The organism is Pseudarthrobacter sp. TE3704, from assembly GCF_056279405.1.
The window spans coordinates 709321-727304 of the sequence record NZ_JBWCCJ010000003.1; the positions used below are offsets into that span (position 1 = coordinate 709321).

General features: G+C 66.8%; 14 protein-coding genes, 1 rRNA gene and 1 pseudogene. 4 read left to right on the plus strand and 12 right to left on the minus strand.

What is annotated here, in order from left to right:
• Position 1: 1 nt before the first annotated feature.
• Genes ACZ9BC_RS11045 through ACZ9BC_RS11070 form a run of 6 tightly spaced genes read right to left on the minus strand, consistent with a single transcriptional unit; the run spans position 2 to position 5903 of the window.
• On the minus strand, positions 2 to 1066 hold the full coding sequence (locus tag ACZ9BC_RS11045) for an LLM class flavin-dependent oxidoreductase (protein ID WP_476245956.1): 1065 nt from the start codon (positions 1064 to 1066) through the stop codon (positions 2 to 4).
• Positions 1063 to 1896 carry a DUF1684 domain-containing protein gene (locus ACZ9BC_RS11050; RefSeq protein WP_476245957.1) on the minus strand — a complete coding sequence of 278 codons (834 nt, stop codon included), beginning with the start codon at positions 1894 to 1896 and terminating at the stop codon, positions 1063 to 1065. Before ACZ9BC_RS11050 ends, ACZ9BC_RS11045 begins: the two co-directional genes overlap by 4 nt.
• Positions 1880 to 3001, minus strand: coding sequence for an LLM class flavin-dependent oxidoreductase (locus ACZ9BC_RS11055; RefSeq protein ID WP_476245958.1), 1122 nt, complete (start codon positions 2999 to 3001; stop codon positions 1880 to 1882). The genes ACZ9BC_RS11050 and ACZ9BC_RS11055 overlap by 17 nt, the downstream gene beginning before the upstream one ends.
• The gene (locus tag ACZ9BC_RS11060) at positions 2998 to 4062 is read right to left on the minus strand and encodes a transporter substrate-binding domain-containing protein (protein ID WP_476245959.1); all 1065 of its coding nucleotides are present in this window, start codon (positions 4060 to 4062) and stop codon (positions 2998 to 3000) included. The genes ACZ9BC_RS11055 and ACZ9BC_RS11060 overlap by 4 nt, the downstream gene beginning before the upstream one ends.
• Before the next feature lie 9 nt (positions 4063 to 4071).
• Entirely contained in the window at positions 4072 to 4890 is an 819-nt protein-coding gene (locus ACZ9BC_RS11065; protein WP_476245960.1) for an amino acid ABC transporter ATP-binding protein, read from the minus strand.
• Positions 4890 to 5903, minus strand: coding sequence for an amino acid ABC transporter permease (locus tag ACZ9BC_RS11070; protein WP_476245961.1), 1014 nt, complete (start codon positions 5901 to 5903; stop codon positions 4890 to 4892). Before ACZ9BC_RS11070 ends, ACZ9BC_RS11065 begins: the two co-directional genes overlap by 1 nt.
• Positions 5904 to 6211: 308 nt before the next feature.
• Between ACZ9BC_RS11070 and ACZ9BC_RS11075 the strand changes: the two genes are divergently transcribed.
• The 4 genes from ACZ9BC_RS11075 (at position 6212) to ACZ9BC_RS11090 (ending at position 11561) form a co-directional block, all read left to right on the plus strand.
• Positions 6212 to 8152, plus strand: a complete 1941-nt coding sequence (locus ACZ9BC_RS11075) for an FAD/NAD(P)-binding protein (protein ID WP_476245962.1) — start codon at positions 6212 to 6214, stop codon at positions 8150 to 8152.
• 4 nt (positions 8153 to 8156) lie between these two features.
• Positions 8157 to 8693, plus strand: coding sequence for a GNAT family N-acetyltransferase (locus ACZ9BC_RS11080; protein WP_476245963.1), 537 nt, complete (start codon positions 8157 to 8159; stop codon positions 8691 to 8693).
• Positions 8694 to 8741: 48 nt separating this feature from the next.
• Positions 8742 to 10430, plus strand: a complete 1689-nt coding sequence (locus tag ACZ9BC_RS11085; RefSeq protein WP_476245964.1) for a helicase HerA-like domain-containing protein — start codon at positions 8742 to 8744, stop codon at positions 10428 to 10430.
• Positions 10431 to 10568: 138 nt separating this feature from the next.
• Positions 10569 to 11561 carry a hypothetical protein gene (locus ACZ9BC_RS11090; RefSeq protein ID WP_476245965.1) on the plus strand — a complete coding sequence of 331 codons (993 nt, stop codon included), beginning with the start codon at positions 10569 to 10571 and terminating at the stop codon, positions 11559 to 11561.
• Positions 11562 to 11617: 56 nt separating this feature from the next.
• Here ACZ9BC_RS11090 and ACZ9BC_RS11095 read toward each other — a convergent pair whose 3' ends face one another.
• From ACZ9BC_RS11095 to rrf, 6 genes and pseudogenes are all read right to left on the minus strand, one after another.
• Positions 11618 to 12028, minus strand: a complete 411-nt coding sequence (locus tag ACZ9BC_RS11095; RefSeq protein ID WP_476245999.1) for an endonuclease domain-containing protein — start codon at positions 12026 to 12028, stop codon at positions 11618 to 11620.
• 273 nt (positions 12029 to 12301) lie between these two features.
• Positions 12302 to 12433, minus strand: a pseudogene (locus tag ACZ9BC_RS11100) (type IV toxin-antitoxin system AbiEi family antitoxin domain-containing protein); the annotation flags it as partial.
• Between the two features lie 182 nt (positions 12434 to 12615).
• Positions 12616 to 14622: an NHL domain-containing thioredoxin family protein gene (locus ACZ9BC_RS11105; protein WP_476245966.1), complete on the minus strand. Its 2007-nt coding sequence runs from the start codon at positions 14620 to 14622 to the stop codon at positions 12616 to 12618.
• Positions 14622 to 16784: a bifunctional copper resistance protein CopD/cytochrome c oxidase assembly protein gene (locus tag ACZ9BC_RS11110; protein ID WP_476245967.1), complete on the minus strand. Its 2163-nt coding sequence runs from the start codon at positions 16782 to 16784 to the stop codon at positions 14622 to 14624. Before ACZ9BC_RS11110 ends, ACZ9BC_RS11105 begins: the two co-directional genes overlap by 1 nt.
• A gap of 115 nt (positions 16785 to 16899) precedes the next feature.
• Positions 16900 to 17187, minus strand: a complete 288-nt coding sequence (locus ACZ9BC_RS11115; RefSeq protein WP_009358243.1) for an HU family DNA-binding protein — start codon at positions 17185 to 17187, stop codon at positions 16900 to 16902.
• A gap of 355 nt (positions 17188 to 17542) precedes the next feature.
• A 5S ribosomal RNA gene (rrf, locus tag ACZ9BC_RS11120) occupies positions 17543 to 17659 on the minus strand.
• Positions 17660 to 17984 lie beyond the last annotated feature (325 nt).

Below are 17984 nucleotides of genomic sequence, written 5' to 3' on the forward strand. Positions count from 1 at the left end.
CTTACTTTCCGGTGCCGGAAGCGGCGGATGCATAGCGGTTGGCCGGACGCCCGAGGCCCAGCAGGTCGCGGAAGGTGCCGTCCTGGACGGGAGAACGGAGGGCACCGCGCTGCCTCAGTTCCGGCAGGACCAGCCGGGCCAGTTCTCCGAGGTCCACCGCGAGCGACGCCGGGTGGAGCCGCACGCCGTCGGCCTCTGCGAGCAGGGGCGCCAGGAGGTCAACGAGGCCTGCCGCCGGGCCGGCGTACCTGGCCCGGCCGCTGTCGGCGCCAGCCTTGCGGTCCCCCGCAGCCTGCCCGCGGACGTCGAGGACGACGTCGAGCTCGGCAACCACCGCCACGGAAGCTCCGACGCGGGTGCGGACGTCGCGGACCTCGGCGGCCAGCAGCTCAGGGGTTGGTGCGTTCACCAGCACACCGTCCACGGCGTCCGCTGGGACCTCGCCCAGCAGGGACGCCGGAACCAGCACAGGCAGCTGCCCCTGGAGCGGCCTGGGAATAATGGATGGGCCCTTGACCGAATAGGCCGGGCCCGCGAAGTCCGCCGGGGTTTCAAAGTCGGCGTAGTGCAGCTTGTCCACGTCAATGTAGCGGCCGGTGGCGACGTCACGGATGACCGCATCGTCCTCCCAGGAGTCCCACAAACGCCGGGACACCTCGATGGAGGCAGCGGCTTCCTGGCCCAGCGCAGCACCGCTCACGAATTCGCGTCCGACGGCGGCAGCGGCTTCGGGTGATTCCCCTGCGGTAGCGATCCATCCGGCGCGTCCGCCCGCCACGTAATCGAGGCTCGCGAGCTGGGTGGAAACGTGGAACGGCTCGGTGTAGACCGTATCCACCTCCGGCACCAGGGCGATGGTCCGCGTGATGGGGCCGGCGTAGGCCGCTCGCTGCAGTGCGTTGGCACGCCCCGGTGCAGGTACATCGGTAAAGGTGGCTACGTGGAACCCGGCGGATTCGACGGCAAGCACGGCTTCGGCGAGGCTGGTGAAACCGGCACCGTCCCACCCGGCGCCGTCGAGTTCGATCGCCAGGAACCCGGCGCGGGCTGATTCGTTGGTGCTCACTTCTGGTCCTGACGTTCGTAGGGGATCTTCTCGCCGGCTTCGATGGCCACGGACAGCCGGTTTTCGACCGGCGGCAGCGGGCAGGTGGCCAGGTCCGTGTAGGCGCAGGGCAGGTTGACGGCCCGGTTGAAGTCCAGCTCCACCGAACCGTCCGCGGCCGGCACCACAGAGAGCGAGCGGTTGGCTGCGTACGTGGTTTTGCCGGAGGTCTGGTCCGTAAACAGGACGGACAGCGAACCGGGTGCCTGGCCGTTGAACGCCGTCAGCGCCAGTTCCCGGCCTGCCAGCTTGAATCGGATTTCACCCGGAGCCTCGTAGACATGCTGGATGCCTTCGACGGCGGCCCCCACAGTGGTGGGCCGCGGCGCCTCGAAGGGCACAAAGGTCCCGCGGACGGCGTAGGCAGCATCCGGCGAGTAGGCGGGGGTGCCCTGGTATTCGCGGAGCAGTGCGTTCTCCGGATTCCGCGGCCGCACAATGTACTCGCCGCCGCGCTTCGCCACCTCAATGACGGTATCGCCGGACGCCAGGTTGATCCCGCCGCGCTCCTCGATGGATCCCAGCTCAATGGTGGCACCGGAGCCGGCGTTCAACTCCTGCCCGTCCCGCTGCAGGCTTTCACCCGGCTCCAAAACGATGCGGACGGCGTCGTCCACTGCACTCCATGTGCCGGGAACACCGTCCAGCCGCCCGGCGGAGGAGTCCAGCCAGTGCAGGTGCGTGACGGCGAGGAAGCCGTGCGGGTGCGCGCGCTGGCGTTCGTGGGCCGTGTGCCATTCCTGCCAGTCGGCGTCGAAGGACTCGAGGGCGGTTTCAGTGTGCGTAGACAAAGTGGCTCCTTGTGGTGCTGGTGCGGGCGGATTCGGGGCGGTTGCCGTAAGGATCTTCGGCTTCCCACAGCGTGGTGGGGGCGGCCGCCCGGACAGCGGGAATGACCTCCAGCGCGAACCGCTCCAGGATCTCCAGCTGCTGTTCGAACGGCAGCGTGGTGGGCAGCGAGATGGACTGCAGGTCGTGGCCGTACAGCGAGTGGTAGCTGAGGATTTTGTCGACCACCTGCTCCGGGCTGCCCACCAGCGCGGGGCCCTCCGCCACCGCGTGCTGGATGTCCCGGAAGGGTGAGTTGTTGCCCGGCACGTTGCGGTTCGCCGTCAGGGCTTCATACACCGGCCCGAACTGCCGGATGGCCTCCTGGGTGGTGTCCGCGATGAACACCCCGCCGGCACCGCTGCCCGAACCCACGTACTGCTGCCGGGGATCGTGGCCGTGCCGCTCATACTCCGCCCGGTAATGCTCGACCAGCACCTGGTAGTTCTCCCGGGGCTGGATGGCGTTCGCCGTGAACAGCGGGTCACCCCATATGCCGGCAAGGGCGGCGGACGTCAGCGTTGTAGCAGAGCCGTGCCAAATCCTGGGCGGACCGTCAAAGGGGCGCGGCGTGGTGGTGGTTCGCTCTGTCAGCGCCGGGCGGAAGCGCCCTGACCAAGTGACTCCTTCTTCACGCCAGAGCCGGCGCAGCAGCTCATACTTTTCAGCCAGGAGGTCCCACTGGTCAGCGAGGTCCAGCCCGAACAACGGGTATTGCAGCACCTCGTTGCCCTTGCCGATCACCAGTTCCAGCCGGCCGCGGCTGAGCTGGTCGATGGTGGCGTAATCCTCGGCCACGCGCACCGGGTCCAGCACCGACAGCACGGTGACGCCGCTCTGCAGCCGGATCCGGTCCGTCACGGCGGCGATTGCTGCCAGCACCGTGGTGGGCGAGGAGGAGATGAACTCCCCGGCGTGGCGCTCCCCTACGGAGAAGCTGTCGAACCCAAGTTCCTCGGCCCGCCGCGCGGTTTCCACCACCTGGTTGAGGCGGTCCGCTGTGGAGACGATCTCCCCGGTCACCGGGTTTTTCAGGTGCGGGATGATGTCCAGGACCTGGAACTTCATGAGGTCTTCCCGGAAGGAGCGGCACTGGCCGTTGCCTGGGCGGCAGCGAAGGTCTCCTCGGTGATGGTCTTCGACTCCGGCAGCGCCTCCTCGGACAGGCCCCAGCGCTCCAGCACCTCTGCGTACGAACCGTCCTCAATGGCCGAATTCAGGGCCTCGGTGATGACCGGGGCCAGCCCGTTGCCGCGAAGGGTGGTGGCTGCCACCAGGGTTTCCGAGGGCCAGCCGGCGTTCACCTTGCCCACCACCTTCAGGTCATCCCGGGTGTTTTCCCGGTACACCGTGGACGGGTAGGGGGCGATGTTCAGGTCCGTCCGCCCCGAGGAGAGAGCCAGGATGGTGTCCGCGTCCGACGAGTAGTACTGCAGGGTGGCGGGCGCCTTGCCCTTGGCCTCGAGTTCCTTGTTCCACGCCAGCAGGATCTTCTCCTGGTTGGTGCCGGACCCCACGGACACCTTCAGGCCGGAGATGTCATCCGCGCCCTTGATGTCATAGCTGGCGGACTTCTTCGCCTCGAAACCCATAAAGGCGGCCCGGTAGCTGGCAAAGTCGAAGAGCTTCACCCGGTCCTTGTTCACACCCACATTGGAGAACACAGCCTCGAAGTCGCCGGACTGGGTCTTCAGCGGCCAGTTCTCCCAGGACGTCACCTGGACATCCAGCTCCAGGCCCAGCTTGTCCGCCACCAGTTGTGCGATGTCCAGCTCGGATCCGATCGGCGTCTTGTCGTCCGTGGCGTGAAAGGACAGCGGAATGGAACCGGCGGTGGTGGCGATGGTGAGCTTGCCGTCCTTGCCAATGAGTTCGGGGACCTTGGCGGCGAGCGCCGGATCCTTCTTCGCCCGGATGCGCTGCTGGTCCGGGGACGCGTTGTAGACCACGCCGTTGCGTGCCGCCGTCGTCTCAGCTCCGCCCGTGGCAGAGCCCGCAGCTGTTGCACCGGGATCGGCGCAGGCAGACAGCGCGGCTGTTCCGAGGAGTACGACGGCGGGCAGCGCCGCCAGGGTGCGCCTGTTGCGGAAGCGTGGGGTGCGGATGCCGGCACGTGAAGAGAAAGCCATGGGAAGTCCTTAGATGTTGAAAGCCGGTTCGAGCACCTTGGAGAAGAAGCTCCTGGTACGCGGTTCCTGGGGGTTGGTGAAAATCTCCTGCGGGGTGCCCTGCTCCACGATCTGGCCCTGGTCCATAAACACCACGGTGTCCGCCACGTCCCGGGCAAAGCCCATCTCGTGGGTAACGATGATCAGGGTGGTGCCGGAGGTGGCAAGCTCGCGGATTACGTCGAGAACCTCGTTGACCAGTTCAGGATCCAGCGCCGAGGTGGGCTCATCGAAGAGCAGGATCTTGGGGTCCAGCGCCAGGGCCCGTGCGATTGCCACGCGTTGCTGCTGGCCGCCGGACAGCTGCCGCGGGTAGGCATCCGCGCGGTCCTTCAGGCCCACGCGGTCCAGCAGCTCCAGGCCGCGGCGCTTCGCCTCTTCCTTGGAGGGGCGTGTTTTTCCAGGACGCTGCGCGACGACGGGCGCTTCCGCCACGTTCTCCAGTGCGGTGAGGTGCGGGAACAGGTTGAAGTTCTGGAACACCATGCCGATTTCGGTCCGCTGCTTCAGGATGTCCTTTTCGCGCAGCTCGTGCAGCCGCCCGCCCCGGACTTCGTAGCCCACCAGTGTGCCGTCGATTGAGATGTGGCCGCCGTCCACCTTTTCCAGGTGGTTGATGGTGCGCAGCAGGGTGGACTTTCCCGAGCCGGACGGGCCAACGATCACGGCCACGCCGCCCGGCTCAACCGTGAGGCTGACGCCTTTGAGGACCTCGGTGGCCCCGAAGGACTTGCGGACGCCGGTGATTTCCACCAGGCCGCGGGTGGCTGTAGCAGCTGTAACGGTCATCAGAAGCTCCTGGTCCGGTTGGCCACTGCGTGGGTGGCGAAGAATTTACGGGCTTTCTGCAAGGGCGTCAGCGGCAGGTTCCGCACCGCACCCTTGGAGTAGTGCCGTTCGATGTAGTACTGGAAGACGCTGAGGACCGAGGTGATCACCACGTACCAGAGCGTTGCCACCAGGAGCAGCGGAAGGACCTGCTGCGTGCGGTTGTAGATGACCTGCACGGTGTAGAACAGCTCGGAGTAGGCCAGGACGTAGACGATCGATGTGCCCTTGACCAGGCCGATGATTTCGTTGAAGGCAGTGGGCAGGATGGCCCGCATCGCCTGCGGCAACACAATCCGGGTGGACCGCCGCCAGGCCGGGATACCCAGGGCCGCCGCGGCCTCCAGTTGCCCTTGGTCCACGGAAAGGATTCCGCCGCGGATGATCTCGGCCGAGTAGGCCGCCTGGTTCAGGGTCAGGCCCAGCACTGCGGCCGCGAACTGGCTGATCAGCGTGGTGGTCTGGACCTCGAAGAACCTCACGTCGGTGAAGGGGATGCCCAGGCTGATCTTTTCGTAGAGGTAGCCCAGGTTGTACCAAAGGAGCATCTGGACCAGCAGCGGCGTGGACCGGAAGATCCAGGAGAACGTCCAGGACACCGAGACCAGCAGCGGAGAGGCGGACAGCCGCATGAGCGCCAGGATGAAGCCCAGGACGAACCCGAGCAGGCCCGAAATGGCCGTCAGCTTCAAGGTTTCCAGCAAGCCGTTGATCACGGACTGCGCGGTGAACCACTGCGCCACCACGCCCCATTCCCAGCGCGGGTTCGTGGCCAGGGACCACGCCACCGCGAGGACACCGAGCGCGACGGCGGCTGTTCCCACCCAGCGCCAGGGATGCCTGGCTGCAACCACCGGGTAGCCGGAGTAGTCCGTGGCGGCCCGGGCAGGTGGCGCAGGCTGCGGAGCTGCTCCTGCAGTCTGTGCCGGCTGTGATTGTGCTGACTGCGCCACCTTCGTTGCTGCTGAACTCATGCGCCACCTCGCTTCTCGAATCGGGTTGGAGCCACCGCCCCGGTACCGGTCCTGGCTGGCCCGGTTGCTGGCTGCAAATCTAGGACCGCCCGGAAGAGGCCAGCAAGGCGCCAAGTTGCATATCGTCACGGGACTTAGCACGGCGTCATGAGTCGGTTTTTTGCGTCCCTTGACGCGCTGTGACGCGGAGTTAACGGGCGTGACCGGGCGCTCGACCGCCGTCGTCACCGCTGCCTAGCATGGGCACTCCGGCGGCCCTTCCAGGCCACCGCATCCCCGTCCGCCCACGCACCGCCGTCAGGAGCCCCATGCCAGCGAACATTCCGGCCGTCGTCTTCATCGGCGGCGGTCCCCGGGCGGCCGGCGTGCTGGAGCGGATTGCCGCCAACCGGCCGGAGATCTTCGCCGGCGCCCTGCAGATCCACGTGGTGGAGCCGTACGTCCCAGGATCCGGCCGGATCTGGCGGTACGACCAGCATCCCGGGCTGCTGCTGAACTCGACGGCGGCCGACGTCACCATGTTCACGGACGCGTCCGTCGCCTGTGACGGTCCCCCGGCGTCCGGCCCCGGGCTGGCGGAATGGGCGGCCGGCGTACTCGACGGATCCATTACCGACGTTCCGGACTTCCCTCGGCAGCTGCGGGACCAGCTTCACTCCCTCACGGGCTCCTCGTTTCCCACCCGGCAACTTCAAAGCCAGTACCTCGAATGGTTCTTTCGCCGCGCTGCCCGGTCCCTCGGCAAGAGCGTGACCGTGCACCGGACCACGGCGGTGGACATCGCCCCGCTCGGCGGCGGCGCGCATGCCGTGGAACTGGCCAACGGGCGGACTTTGCACGCCGACATCCTCGTCACCGCACTGGGCCACACCGACTCCCGCCCGGACGCAGCCTCCGCCGGCTGGTCCCGCTTCGCCGCCCGCCACGGCGGGTTCCATGCGGCGCCCAGCTACACCACCGACGTCGACTATTCAGCCATCGCCCCCGGGCAGGACGTGATCGTCGCCGGCATGGGCCTCGCGTTCGTCGACCTGCTGGTCCTCCTGATGGAGGGCCGCGGCGGGCGCTTCGAGGAAACGCCCGACGGCGGGCTGCGCTACCTTGCGTCCGGCCGGGAACCCCGGCTGTGGGCAGGGTCGCGGCGCGGCGTGCCGTACCACTCCAAGATTTCGTCTGCCCTCCGCGGCCAGGCACCCGGTCCACTGCTGTTCTTCACCGCGGACGCCGTCGAGGCCCTGCTCCGGCGGCACGGCGAACTGGACTTCAGGAGCCACCTCTGGCCCCTGATCGCCAAGGAAGCCGGGTACGGCTACTACCGGGAGCTGCTGACCGGCAGCCCGGAGCGGGCCGCCATGGGCTGGGAAGAGTTCACCTCGCGCTACTCCGGCCTGGACTGGTACAGCTCCGCGCGCGCCGAACTCGTGGCTGCCGCCGTCCCGGATGCCGGCCTGCATCTCGACCTCGAGCGGCTGGACCGGCCCTTTGACGGGCGCCGCTTCGCCGGCCTCGGGGAAGTACAGTCCGCCGTGGCAGGGTACATCGGGCACGACCTCGCCCTGCGGGACAGCCCGGACCATCCGGAGACCCTGGCACTCTTCCTGGCCCTGCTGCACGTTTACATGGAACTGGGGCGCGTGGTCCCTGCGGAACGGCTTAATGCACGGTCCCAGCAGACCGTCCACCGCTGGTGGCACGGGTTCTTCAGCTTTGTCGACTCGGGCCCGCCGCCCCACCGCCTGCGCCAAATGCTGGCCCTGCACCGTGCCGGGCTGCTCCAGTTCCTGGGCCCCGGCCTCGAGGTGACGGCCGACGAAGCCACCGGGCTGTTCCGGGCCACCTCCCCGCATCATCCCGCCGCCATCACGGCCAGCGCCTTTATCGAGGCCCGGCTGCCGTCCACGTCGGTCACCCGGTCGCTCAATCCCGTGCTCGCGTCCCTGCACGGCAGCGGGCTGGGGACGGAGCAGCAGCTGCTCACGGCCGACGGCATCCACTCCACCGGCAAACTGCTGGTTTCCGCCCGGCACCAGCTGGTGGACGCCGCCGGAAACCTGCAGGAAACCGTGTTCGGCATCGGGCCGGGAACCTCAGGCTGGGGCGCGGGAGCGTTTGCCCGGCCCAATACCAACGCCGCACCGTTCCGGGAAAACGATGCCCTGGCCCGGACCATCCTCACCGTTGCACGCGGCCTGTCCGCCGAACCCTCCGCCACAATAACTCCAGAACCAGCCGCCGTCGGAAAGTACTGAACCCGTGACCGCAGAACCCGAACTCAAGCGCAGGCCCCTTGACCCCGCAGCCCTGGCGGTCCTGAACCTGCCCATGCACGATCCCCGCGTCCGGCCGCTGCTGGACGAACTCGCCGTCGAATACGACACCCGCTACGGCGACCTTTTTGGCCGGGGCGCTGCCGCAGAGGAGCTGAACCGCTACCCAGCCGCCGAATTCGAGGAGCCCCACGGTGCGCTCCTGGTGATCCAAGAAAACGGTGAATCCATCGCCGGCGGGGCTTTCCGCCGGTATGACGCCGCCACGGCGGAACTGAAGCGGATCTGGACGCACTCCGCGCACCGCCGTCGGGGCCTTGCCCGCCTGGTCCTCGCCGAACTGGAAGCCCTGGCTGGCCGCCGCGGATACACCCGGCTCTACCTCACCACCGGCCCGCGGCAGCCCGAGGCCAAGCACCTCTACCTCACCACCGGCTATGAGCCGCAGTTCGACCTGGCCGCCGACCCCGAGACCATCGGGCCGCTGGCGTTCACCAAGGAACTTCCGGCCGCGCAGAACTGACCGGCGGAGTGCCGCCGCGCAGGCACCGGGCGCCGCTAAGCTGGCGCCATGGCCAACAAAACCACAGCAGAGAAGCTTGCCACCATCCAGAAGGGCTACACGCTGGACGGTGCCACCATCGAACTGGGGGCCGCCATCATCGACGGCGAACTCCACAAGGACGCCCCGGTGCGCCTGCCGCTGGCCATGATGAACCGGCACGGCCTGGTGGCTGGCGCCACCGGTACCGGCAAAACCGTCACGCTGCACATGATGGCCGAGCAGCTCTCCACCGCCGGCGTCCCCGTCTTCCTGGCGGACATCAAAGGTGACCTCTCCGGGCTGGCGACCGCCGCTACCGGCAGCGCTAAGCTCACCGCCCGCACCGAGGGCATTGGACAGGCCTGGCAGGGGAAGACGTTCCCGGTGGAGTTCCTGGCTCTGGGCGGCGACGGTAACGGGGTCCCCGTGCGGGCCACGGTATCGTCCTTCGGGCCCATCCTCCTCTCGCGGATCATGGATCTGAACGACACGCAGGAATCCAGCCTGCAGCTGGTGTTCTACTTCGCGGACAAAAACGGCCTGGAACTCATCGACCTCAAGGACCTCCGGGCCGTGATCCAGTTCCTGACGTCCGCCGAAGGCAAGGACCAGCTGGAGGAGCTGGGCGGGCTGTCCAAGGCGACCGCCGGTGTCATCCTCCGCGAGCTCGTGAACCTCGAGGCGCAGGGGCTGGAGAAGTTCTTCGGCGAACCCGAGTTTGATACCGCGGAGCTGCTGCGGACCGCGCCGGACGGCCGCGGCGTCATCACCTGCCTCGAGCTGCCCACGCTCCAGACCAAACCGATGCTGTTCTCCACGTTCCTCATGTGGCTGCTCGCCGATCTCTTTGAGGACCTCCCGGAAGCAGGGGACCTGGACAAGCCGAAGCTGGTGTTCTTCCTCGACGAGGCCCACCTGCTTTTCAACGGTGCGTCCAAGGCGTTCCTGGAGGCCATCACCACCACCGTCCGGCTCATCCGGTCCAAGGGCGTGGGCATCTTCTTCGTCACCCAGACTCCCAAGGACGTTCCGGCCGACGTCCTTGGCCAGCTGGCCAACCGGGTGCAGCACGCCCTGCGCGCCTTCACCCCGGAGGACGCCAAGGCGCTCAAGGCCACCGTGTCCACGTTCCCGGTCAGCGACTACGACCTTGAGGAAACGTTGACCTCCGCAGGGATCGGCGAGGCCGTGGTGACGGTCATGAACGACAGGGGCGCGCCCACTCCTGTGGCGCTCACCCGGCTGCGGGCGCCCGAGTCGGTCATGGGACCCAGCGATGACGCCCTGGTCCGGAGCACCGTGGCCGGCTCGGCGCTCCTGCCCAAGTACGGAACCGCGGTGGATAACCACTCCGCCTATGAGAAGCTGACCGGGAAGGCTGCCGCACCCACCGGTCCCGCGGCGCCGCCGCCGGTTCCGGGTTACGGCGGAGCTGCGGACGTGGACGCCGAGGCCCGCCGGATTGAGGAGGAGATCCTCGGCCGGCCCAGCAGCAGGCCGGCTCCCAGCCGGAACACTGTTCCCCGTACGCCGGCCGGGGCGCCCCGGTCTTCGCGGCCGGAGCCGGGCGGCGGGATGATGGACGACCTTGGCGGCGCGCTCGGTGGCGCTTTGGGCGGCGGCCTGAAGAGCATGGCCCGGTCCATCGGCACCCAGCTGGGCCGTGAACTGCTGCGGGGTGTGTTCGGCACGTCGTCCCGGCGGCGCCGCCGCTGACCCTGGCCGCTCCCAAGGGGCTGCGGACGCCTGTTCCGGCTTCCGCCGTCGGGCCTTAACACCGCGCTTCTCCCCCACAAAGGGTAGACGCCGACTTCAGTGCGCGTTCGCACTAACGTTAGTGTAAGGAACGTGCAGATGAGTCAAGCGTTGGTGAGGATAGCGGCCGGATGGCTGCTGGGCCTCATGCTTGCCGTGGCCGGAGCCGTTGTTGCCGTGAACCTGGTGAACAGGACGGTGGCGAGTCCGCAGCAGCCGGTGCGTGAGTATCTGGATGCGCTGCAAAGCGGTGACGGCGGGAAGGCGCTGGGATTGTTGCGCGCCACCGTACCGCCCAGCAATGCCGCCATGCTCGACGGAACAGGGCTGCAGACCGCCGCGTCCCGCCTGACCAACGTGGAGATCGGCGAACCGGAGGAGCGCTCCGGAAACCAGGTCATGGTGCCCATGGAATACACCATCGACGGCAGCCGGCTCCGCACGGAATTCATGCTGCAGAAGACCGGCACGGAATGGATCTTCTTCAACACCTGGGCCTTCGTTCCGTCCCGGCTGCCCACGGTGGACATCACGGTGGTCAACGGCAGCGAGGCCAATGTCAACGGCGTGCCGGTGAACATGCCCAACGGCAGGAACTCCTTCGCGGTGTTCTATCCGGGTGAGTACGAGGCCGCCCTGAACGGCCAGTACTTCTCAGCCCCCGCAACCCGCGCCACAGTCACCGCCCGGGACGTCCCCGTGGCGCCGCTCAACCTGCTGACCCAGGCTACTGCCAGCCTGAAGAAGGACGTGGCGGACAAGGTCAAGGAATTCCTGGATGGCTGCGCCGCGGAAGCGGTCAAGGAACAGAAGCTCCAGCCGGACTGCCCGTTCTACTACGCCAGCAACAACAGGGTCCAGGACGGCACCATCAAGTGGACCGTCACCGAGTACCCAAACGTTGCCATCGAACCCTTTGACGGACGGTGGGTGGTGGCACCCCTGGACGGCAAGGCCAAGGTGGAAGCACTGCAGCAGAACTCCTTCACTGGAATCTGGTACCCGCTGGAAGAAGAAGTGGACTTCAGCTTCACCACCCGCCTGGACGTCTCCGGCGGCGCAGTCAGGGTCACCCCCGTACTGAGCTTCTAGGCCGCGCACGCCGCTCTGGCCCGGTTTTGGAGCCTGCCCCCAATTAGTAGCCGCGGCTACGGGCCCGCTGAGATTGATAGCTGGGCCAGAACAGAGTCCGGCGCGTGAACTACATCATCGTAGAAGAACCGCAGCACCGGTAGACCCTGCAGTATGGCCGAGTTGTCCCTTCGCCTGTCCTTCTTGAATTGCCGTGCCTCCAGGTGGAAAGCGATGCCGTCAATTTCCACAATCAGAAACCCTTCCAGGAGAAAGTCCACGCGCCCGATTCCGTCAATCCATACTTGGGTCGCGGTGTGAATGCCGGCGTCCCTGAACAGCACTCTGGCCAAGGACTCAAGGAGGGAGTCGGCGCCGCGTTCAACCTTGGACACCACGTTCCGCGCCTTGCCGCATCGGTTCCCGGAAAGGTGGCGGAGAAGGAATGAGAGGTCGATGTCACCCCTGTTGTAGGCACATTCGACCATGACCAGGGATTCGAGTTCCGGTAGGCACAGCAGTGCGTGCAGAAGGACATCCGGAAGGGCGGCAAGTGTCCCGTGGCTGGGAGACTGCGTCAGTGGAAGCCTATGACTGACACAGCCGGCGGGCTTCCGTCCGTTACTTTGCCAGTAGTGTGGCTGAACCGGGGGACGGAGCCGCCAGAGGCTGAATGCCGGTGCGGCGGACACACATGTGAGGAGGCCACGGGCACGCCCTGCGGCCACTAGCTCCGGATCAGCGTCCGCAACCGCCAAGAGCCCCCGCTCGAGGCGGACCACGTCGCCTCTTCGAACCGCCCGGCGAAGGCCGGCTTCCGTGGCACCGGCAGTCAGCACGTCCCGCGTTAGCAGCACTCCGCCAGCCGACCTGAGGATCTCCGCTGGGTTCATAGGGCCCACAATGGCGTCCGCGGCGGTCTGCAGTCAGCCCCGCGACGGGCTATGTGGATAAGCCAGCCGACTGACCTGCGAACGAACTGGCCCACTTTTGGCAGCAGCGAAGACAAAAATGGCCCGGCTTTCCACCCTCAGGGATTGAAAGCCGGGCCATTTCAGTGGACGACGGCGGCGCGTCAGTCCATGCCGCGGAGGTCCAGTACCAGCTCCGTGTCTCCGTCGGCCTGCAGCAGCACGGGGATGCCCCAGTCCTGCTGGTACAGGTGGCAGGCGGCATGATCGGGGATCTCGCCGTCCTCGGTCTCCGGCCCGTCACAGGCGGCCGCGCGCGCGGTGATGTGCAGGATGCCTTCGGGCACGTCCTGGGACAGCTCAAGGGTCCGGAGAAGCCCCACCGATGTTCCGCCGCCGGATACCAGCAGCTCGGGGGGCGTAGAGGAGATCTTCAGCTGCGTGGGATCGCCCCAGCGGTCATCCAGCTTCTGCCCGGTGGGGGCGGTGAAGCGGACGGTCAGCTCCAGCGGGCCCGGGGCCACCGGGCTCTTGGGCCGGTGCGTCTGGGATGCGCCCTCGTCCACCTGCTGGGCTTCCTTGGGGATGGGGACGTACACCAGCTGGTGCTGGTTCGCCTCAACCACCACCAGCAGCGGCTCGGAGCCGGCTGCCTTGGTGTGGTCCACGATGACGTCGGAGGGTTCGGCCAGGCCGCGGGCCAGCGTGGAGACGGTCTTGGTGGCGGGGTCGTAACGGCGGACCGCGCCGTTGTAGGTGTCCGCGATAGCCACTGAGCCGTCCGGCAGGACCGTCACACCCAACGGGTGCTGCAGGCGTGCCTCTGCGGCGGCGCCGTCCCGGAAGCCGAAGTCGAACAGACCCTTGCCGACGGCGGTTTCCACGGTGATGGTGCCGTCGTCGTCAATTGCCAGCTTGCGCAGGGCAGACGTTTCGGAGTCGGCCACCCAGATGCTGCCGTCGGCGTCCTCGGCCAGGCCCGAGGACTGGGCGAACCAGGCCTCGTGGGCCGGGCCGTCCAACAGTCCTTCGAGGCCGTTGCCGGCAATAATGTCCACTTCACCGGAGACGGGGTCGAAGCTGAAGATCTGGTGGGTTCCTGCCATGGCCACCACCACGGCGTTGAGCTTGCGCGACCATACCAGGTCCCAGGGCGAGCTCAAGGAGACTTCCAGGGGATGGTCGCTGAGGCGGCCCGTGAACCCGGCGGCGTCCTCGTCCACCCGCGCGGGGCCGGTCTCCAGCAAACGCTGGACGCCGTTGCCGGCCAGGGTGGATGCCTTGCCGTCTGCCAGGGACAGCCCGCGAAGGCGGTGGTTGACGGAGTCGGCAATAACGACGTCGTAGCCCACCTTGGCTGCCACGTCTTCCGGCAGCAGGACAAGGCCCTGGGGTTCGTTGAACTGTGCGGTCGCGGTGTCACCGGCGGCCGGACCGTCGGCGTAGCCCTTGGTGCCCGAGCCGAAGGTGGCCAGGACGGCCTGGAAGTCGGTGCCGAGCTCCACCAGGCGGTGGTGCCCGGTATCGGTGACCAGCCATGAACCGTGCGATGCGGCACCTGCTGGCGCGCCGCCGTCGGAAGCTTCATCTGCGCCGGAACCACGGCCGGCGGGAAGGAAGAGCGCCTTGCCCGGGAACCGCAGGGTGCCGGACGTCGGCTCGGGCGCCACGTACGGGCCTGAGCCGCGGTGCAGGGTGCCCTTGGCCTCGTGTTCGGCGATGAGCTCGGGAATCAACACGGCCAGGCCGTCCGCGTGGCCCTCCCCGGAGAGGTGCGCCACGATGTAACCCTCGGGATCGATGACCACCAGGGTGGGCCAGGCACGGGCGGTGTACGCCTTCCAGGTCTCAAGCTCCGGATCGTCCAGGACCGGGTGGTGGATCTCGTAGCGCTCCACAGCGGCGGCCAGCGCCACCGGGTCCGCCTCGTGCTCGAACTTGGGCGAGTGGACGCCCACGGTGACCAGGACGTCCGAGTACTCTTCCTCCAGCGGGCGCAGCTCGTCCAGGACGTGCAGGCAGTTGATGCAGCAGAAGGTCCAGAAGTCCAGCAGCACGATCTTGCCGCGCAAGGCTTCGAGGTCCAGGGTCTTGCCGCCGGTGTTCAACCAGTTACGGCCCACCAGTTCAGAGGCACGGACCCGGTGGTGGGTGCGTACGGTTTCGCTCATCAGCGTCCTTCCAGCTTGTTGCGGTCAGCCAGCTTGGCATCGCGTTCGGCCAATTTGGCAAACATATCGTTGTAAGCGGTGAGATCGGCGTCGTTATTCCTGTCGGCCGCCCGGTCCACCCGTTTGGTTTCCCGCGCGTCGGACCGGGACCACATGATGGCGACGCCGATCGCCACCAGGAGGGTGGGCACCTCGCCGATGCCCCAGGCCACTGCGCCGCCGGTCTGCTGGTCCATCAGTGCGGACTGTCCCCAGTCCCGGCCCAGGTTGCCGAAGTAGTCGGCGGCCAGGAGGTTGGTGCCGCCCATGATCGCCACGCCGAAGAACGCGTGGAAGCCCATGGTGGCCAGGAGCAGGAGCAGCCGCATGGGGTACGGCGCCCGGCGCGGCAGCGGGTCCGAACCGATCATGCTCAGCACGAAGATGTAGCCCGTGAGCAGGAAGTGCACGATCATCAGCTCGTGGCCCACATGCTCGCGCATCGCGAACCCGAACAGCTCGGAGTAGTAGAACAGCACAATGGAGCCGGCAAAGTTGGCGGCCGCGAACAGCGGGTGGGTGACCACCTGCGAGAACTTCGAGTGCACGAAGACCAGGATCCACTCCCGGGCTCCGCGTGAACCGTCGCCGCGGGGTTGCAGGGCGCGCAGAGCGAGCGTGACCGGGGCGCCGAGCACCAGGAAGATGGGGGCCACCATGGTCAGCGCCATGTGGTCCACCATGTGCGCCGAGAACAGGACGCGGCCATAGACCGACGGCGGCCCGGAGGTGATGTAGGTGAGCACCACAAGGCCGATCACCCAGTTCACGGACCGGAACCACTGCCACCTGTCGCCCCGGCGATAGACCTTTGCCACGCCGAGGAAGTAGGACACCAGCCCGAACAGGGCCACGGCAATCCAGAGCCAGTCGAGGCGCCATTCCGTCAGCCAGCGCTCCGGCGTCAGCTCAGGCGGCAGTTCGTATCCGGTCAGGATGAAGGCCGGCGACGCGTCCGGCGCATACGTTGTGGGCTCCGGCGGGGCCGAACGCCCCAGGGCAACGGCCACGCCGGACGTCAGGCCCATCACCAGAAGTTCTGCCAGGACCAGCTGCCACAGCACGCGCCGCGAGGACATGGTGGAACCCTTGCGGCCTAGCTGCGGGATGACCCATTGGCGGTGCATGAAGCCGATCCCGCCCAGGACCAGGGTGGCTGCGGATTTTGCCAGGATCAGTTGGCCGTAGGCGGAGCCGAAGAGGTCTCCCCAGTTAGTGATCCTGATGCTGGCATTGATGACCCCGGAGGCGAACACCAGGACAAAGGCGAAGCCAGCCAGGGACGAGAACCGGCGGAGGGTGGATTCTGTGATGTCACCGGCTGCCCCTGCCTTGGAACCGGTGAGGATGCCGGAGAGCAGGGCCAGCAGGATGATCCCTCCCACCCAGGTGCTGACACCCACCAGGTGTAGGCCGAGGGAGTTGATGGCACCCTCGTGGTCCGACGAGCTTGAGGAGTGGCCGATCAGCGCCGTGGGGACCAGCCCAATGAACGCCAGGACCAGGGTCAGCGCCAGCCCGCCGAGGGACCTGACGCCGAACAGCGCTGTGGTGACTACGGCGGCGATGATGGTGACGGCCAGCCAGGCGCGCCCCGTCTCGATGTCCGTCATGAAATACACCAGGGCCTGCGTGAACTCCGCGTCCCCCGAGAGCCCCTGCCCGGCGACGTCCGCGTACGTCAGGACCAGGACGGCGATTGCGGACAGGGTCCAGGTTGCGCCGGCGGCGGCTGCCACAGCCAGAGCACGGCTGAAGGCGGGGTGCTCGCGGCTGCCGTCGGCTTCGGACGCTTCCCTGGCCCTGCTGCGGGGCGCCAGGCTCCTGGGCAGGATTCCGACGGCGAAGATCAGGCCGCCGATGACCGTTGCCAGGGAAATGTTGTGGATGGCCTTGCTGGCGGGCAGGCCCCAGCGCACCAGGGCCCCGGGGTCGGCGACGCCGCGGGTTGCCGCGGCACCGGAGAAGATGAGGGCAGCAACAAGGCCGAGGAATACTGCGGCCAGTCCGGCAAGCTGCCATGCGCGTGGGATGCCGGAGGCGCCGCTGTCCTGCCCCTGTGCTCCCTTGCCGGGAGCGGACTCGGGGGTTATGGAAGGGGGTTTTGCGGCAGAAGACACCATTCCATTGTCCGCTACGCCTGCCCGGGCGGCGAATCGGCCTTAAAAGCAAAAGGAGCGGCAACCTCCCGGTCACCGCTCCTTTTCCACGCCGGCTCTGGGCCGGGGAGGAAGAAGCTTACTTCTTGTTGGAAACCGCAGCCTTGAGCTTGGAGCCGGCGGTCAGCTTGACGCTGTGGCCTGCTGCGATCTGGATGGTCTCACCCGTCTGCGGGTTGCGGCCGGTGCGTGCTGCACGGTCGGTACGCTCGACGGCGAGCCAGCCCGGGATGGTGATCTTCTCGCCCGCGGCGACAGAAGTCTCGAAAACCTCGAACAGTGCGTCGAGGACGGAGTTGACGGCTGCCTGGCTGGTGCCGGCCTTGCCCGCTACCTCTGCAACAAGTTCACTACGGTTCTTAGCCATTTATGTCCTCCTGGACGGTCATCTTTATGGAGCCTGCACGCGGCGTGCGCACAAGCCACTGTTCGAAAACTTACCAGCTTGGGCGGTCGAGGTCCGCAAATTCCGCGTGTTTCCGCGACTTTTTGAGGTTAATCACCGGATTTCGGGGGGTTTTCGGCCCCGATTGTGCCCTCAGCGGACGCTCTCTCACCTAATGCAGGTTCCCGGGCGACGCTCTATCAGTTGCTGCAGGTTTCGGTAAGACGCTCTATCTGCTGGTCGGGGGGGGCTATCTGAACGGCATCCCGGGCGTTGGTGTTGTTAAATGCGGGAGGCCCCGACCAGTTGCCTGGTTGGGGCCTCGACCTTAATGGTTGTCCGGCGGTGACCTACTCTCCCACACCCTCCCGGGTGCAGTACCATCGGCGCTGTGGGTCTTAGCTTCCGGGTTCGGAATGGGACCGGGCGTTTCCCCCACGCTATGACCGCCGTAACCCTTGCTCCGCACCCCTGTGGGGGGTGGGAAAACTTTGTGGTTACAACTTCTGCTGTTGAAGGCAGTTGTGGTGTTGTTATGTAGTTGTCGGTTTCCTTGCAACAAACGGGTTTGTTGGTTGGGAACCACATAGTGGACGCAAGCAGTCTTGTGTATCTTTTTACTTTCTTCGGGGTGTGAACGTCTTTTGAATCCGTTCACGAAGAAAGTGTGTGGTGTAAGTTATCGGCCTATTAGTACCGGTCAGCTTCACGAGTCGTTAGTCCTCGCTTCCACATCCGGCCTATCAACCCAGTGGTCTGGCTGGGGGCCTCTCACACAC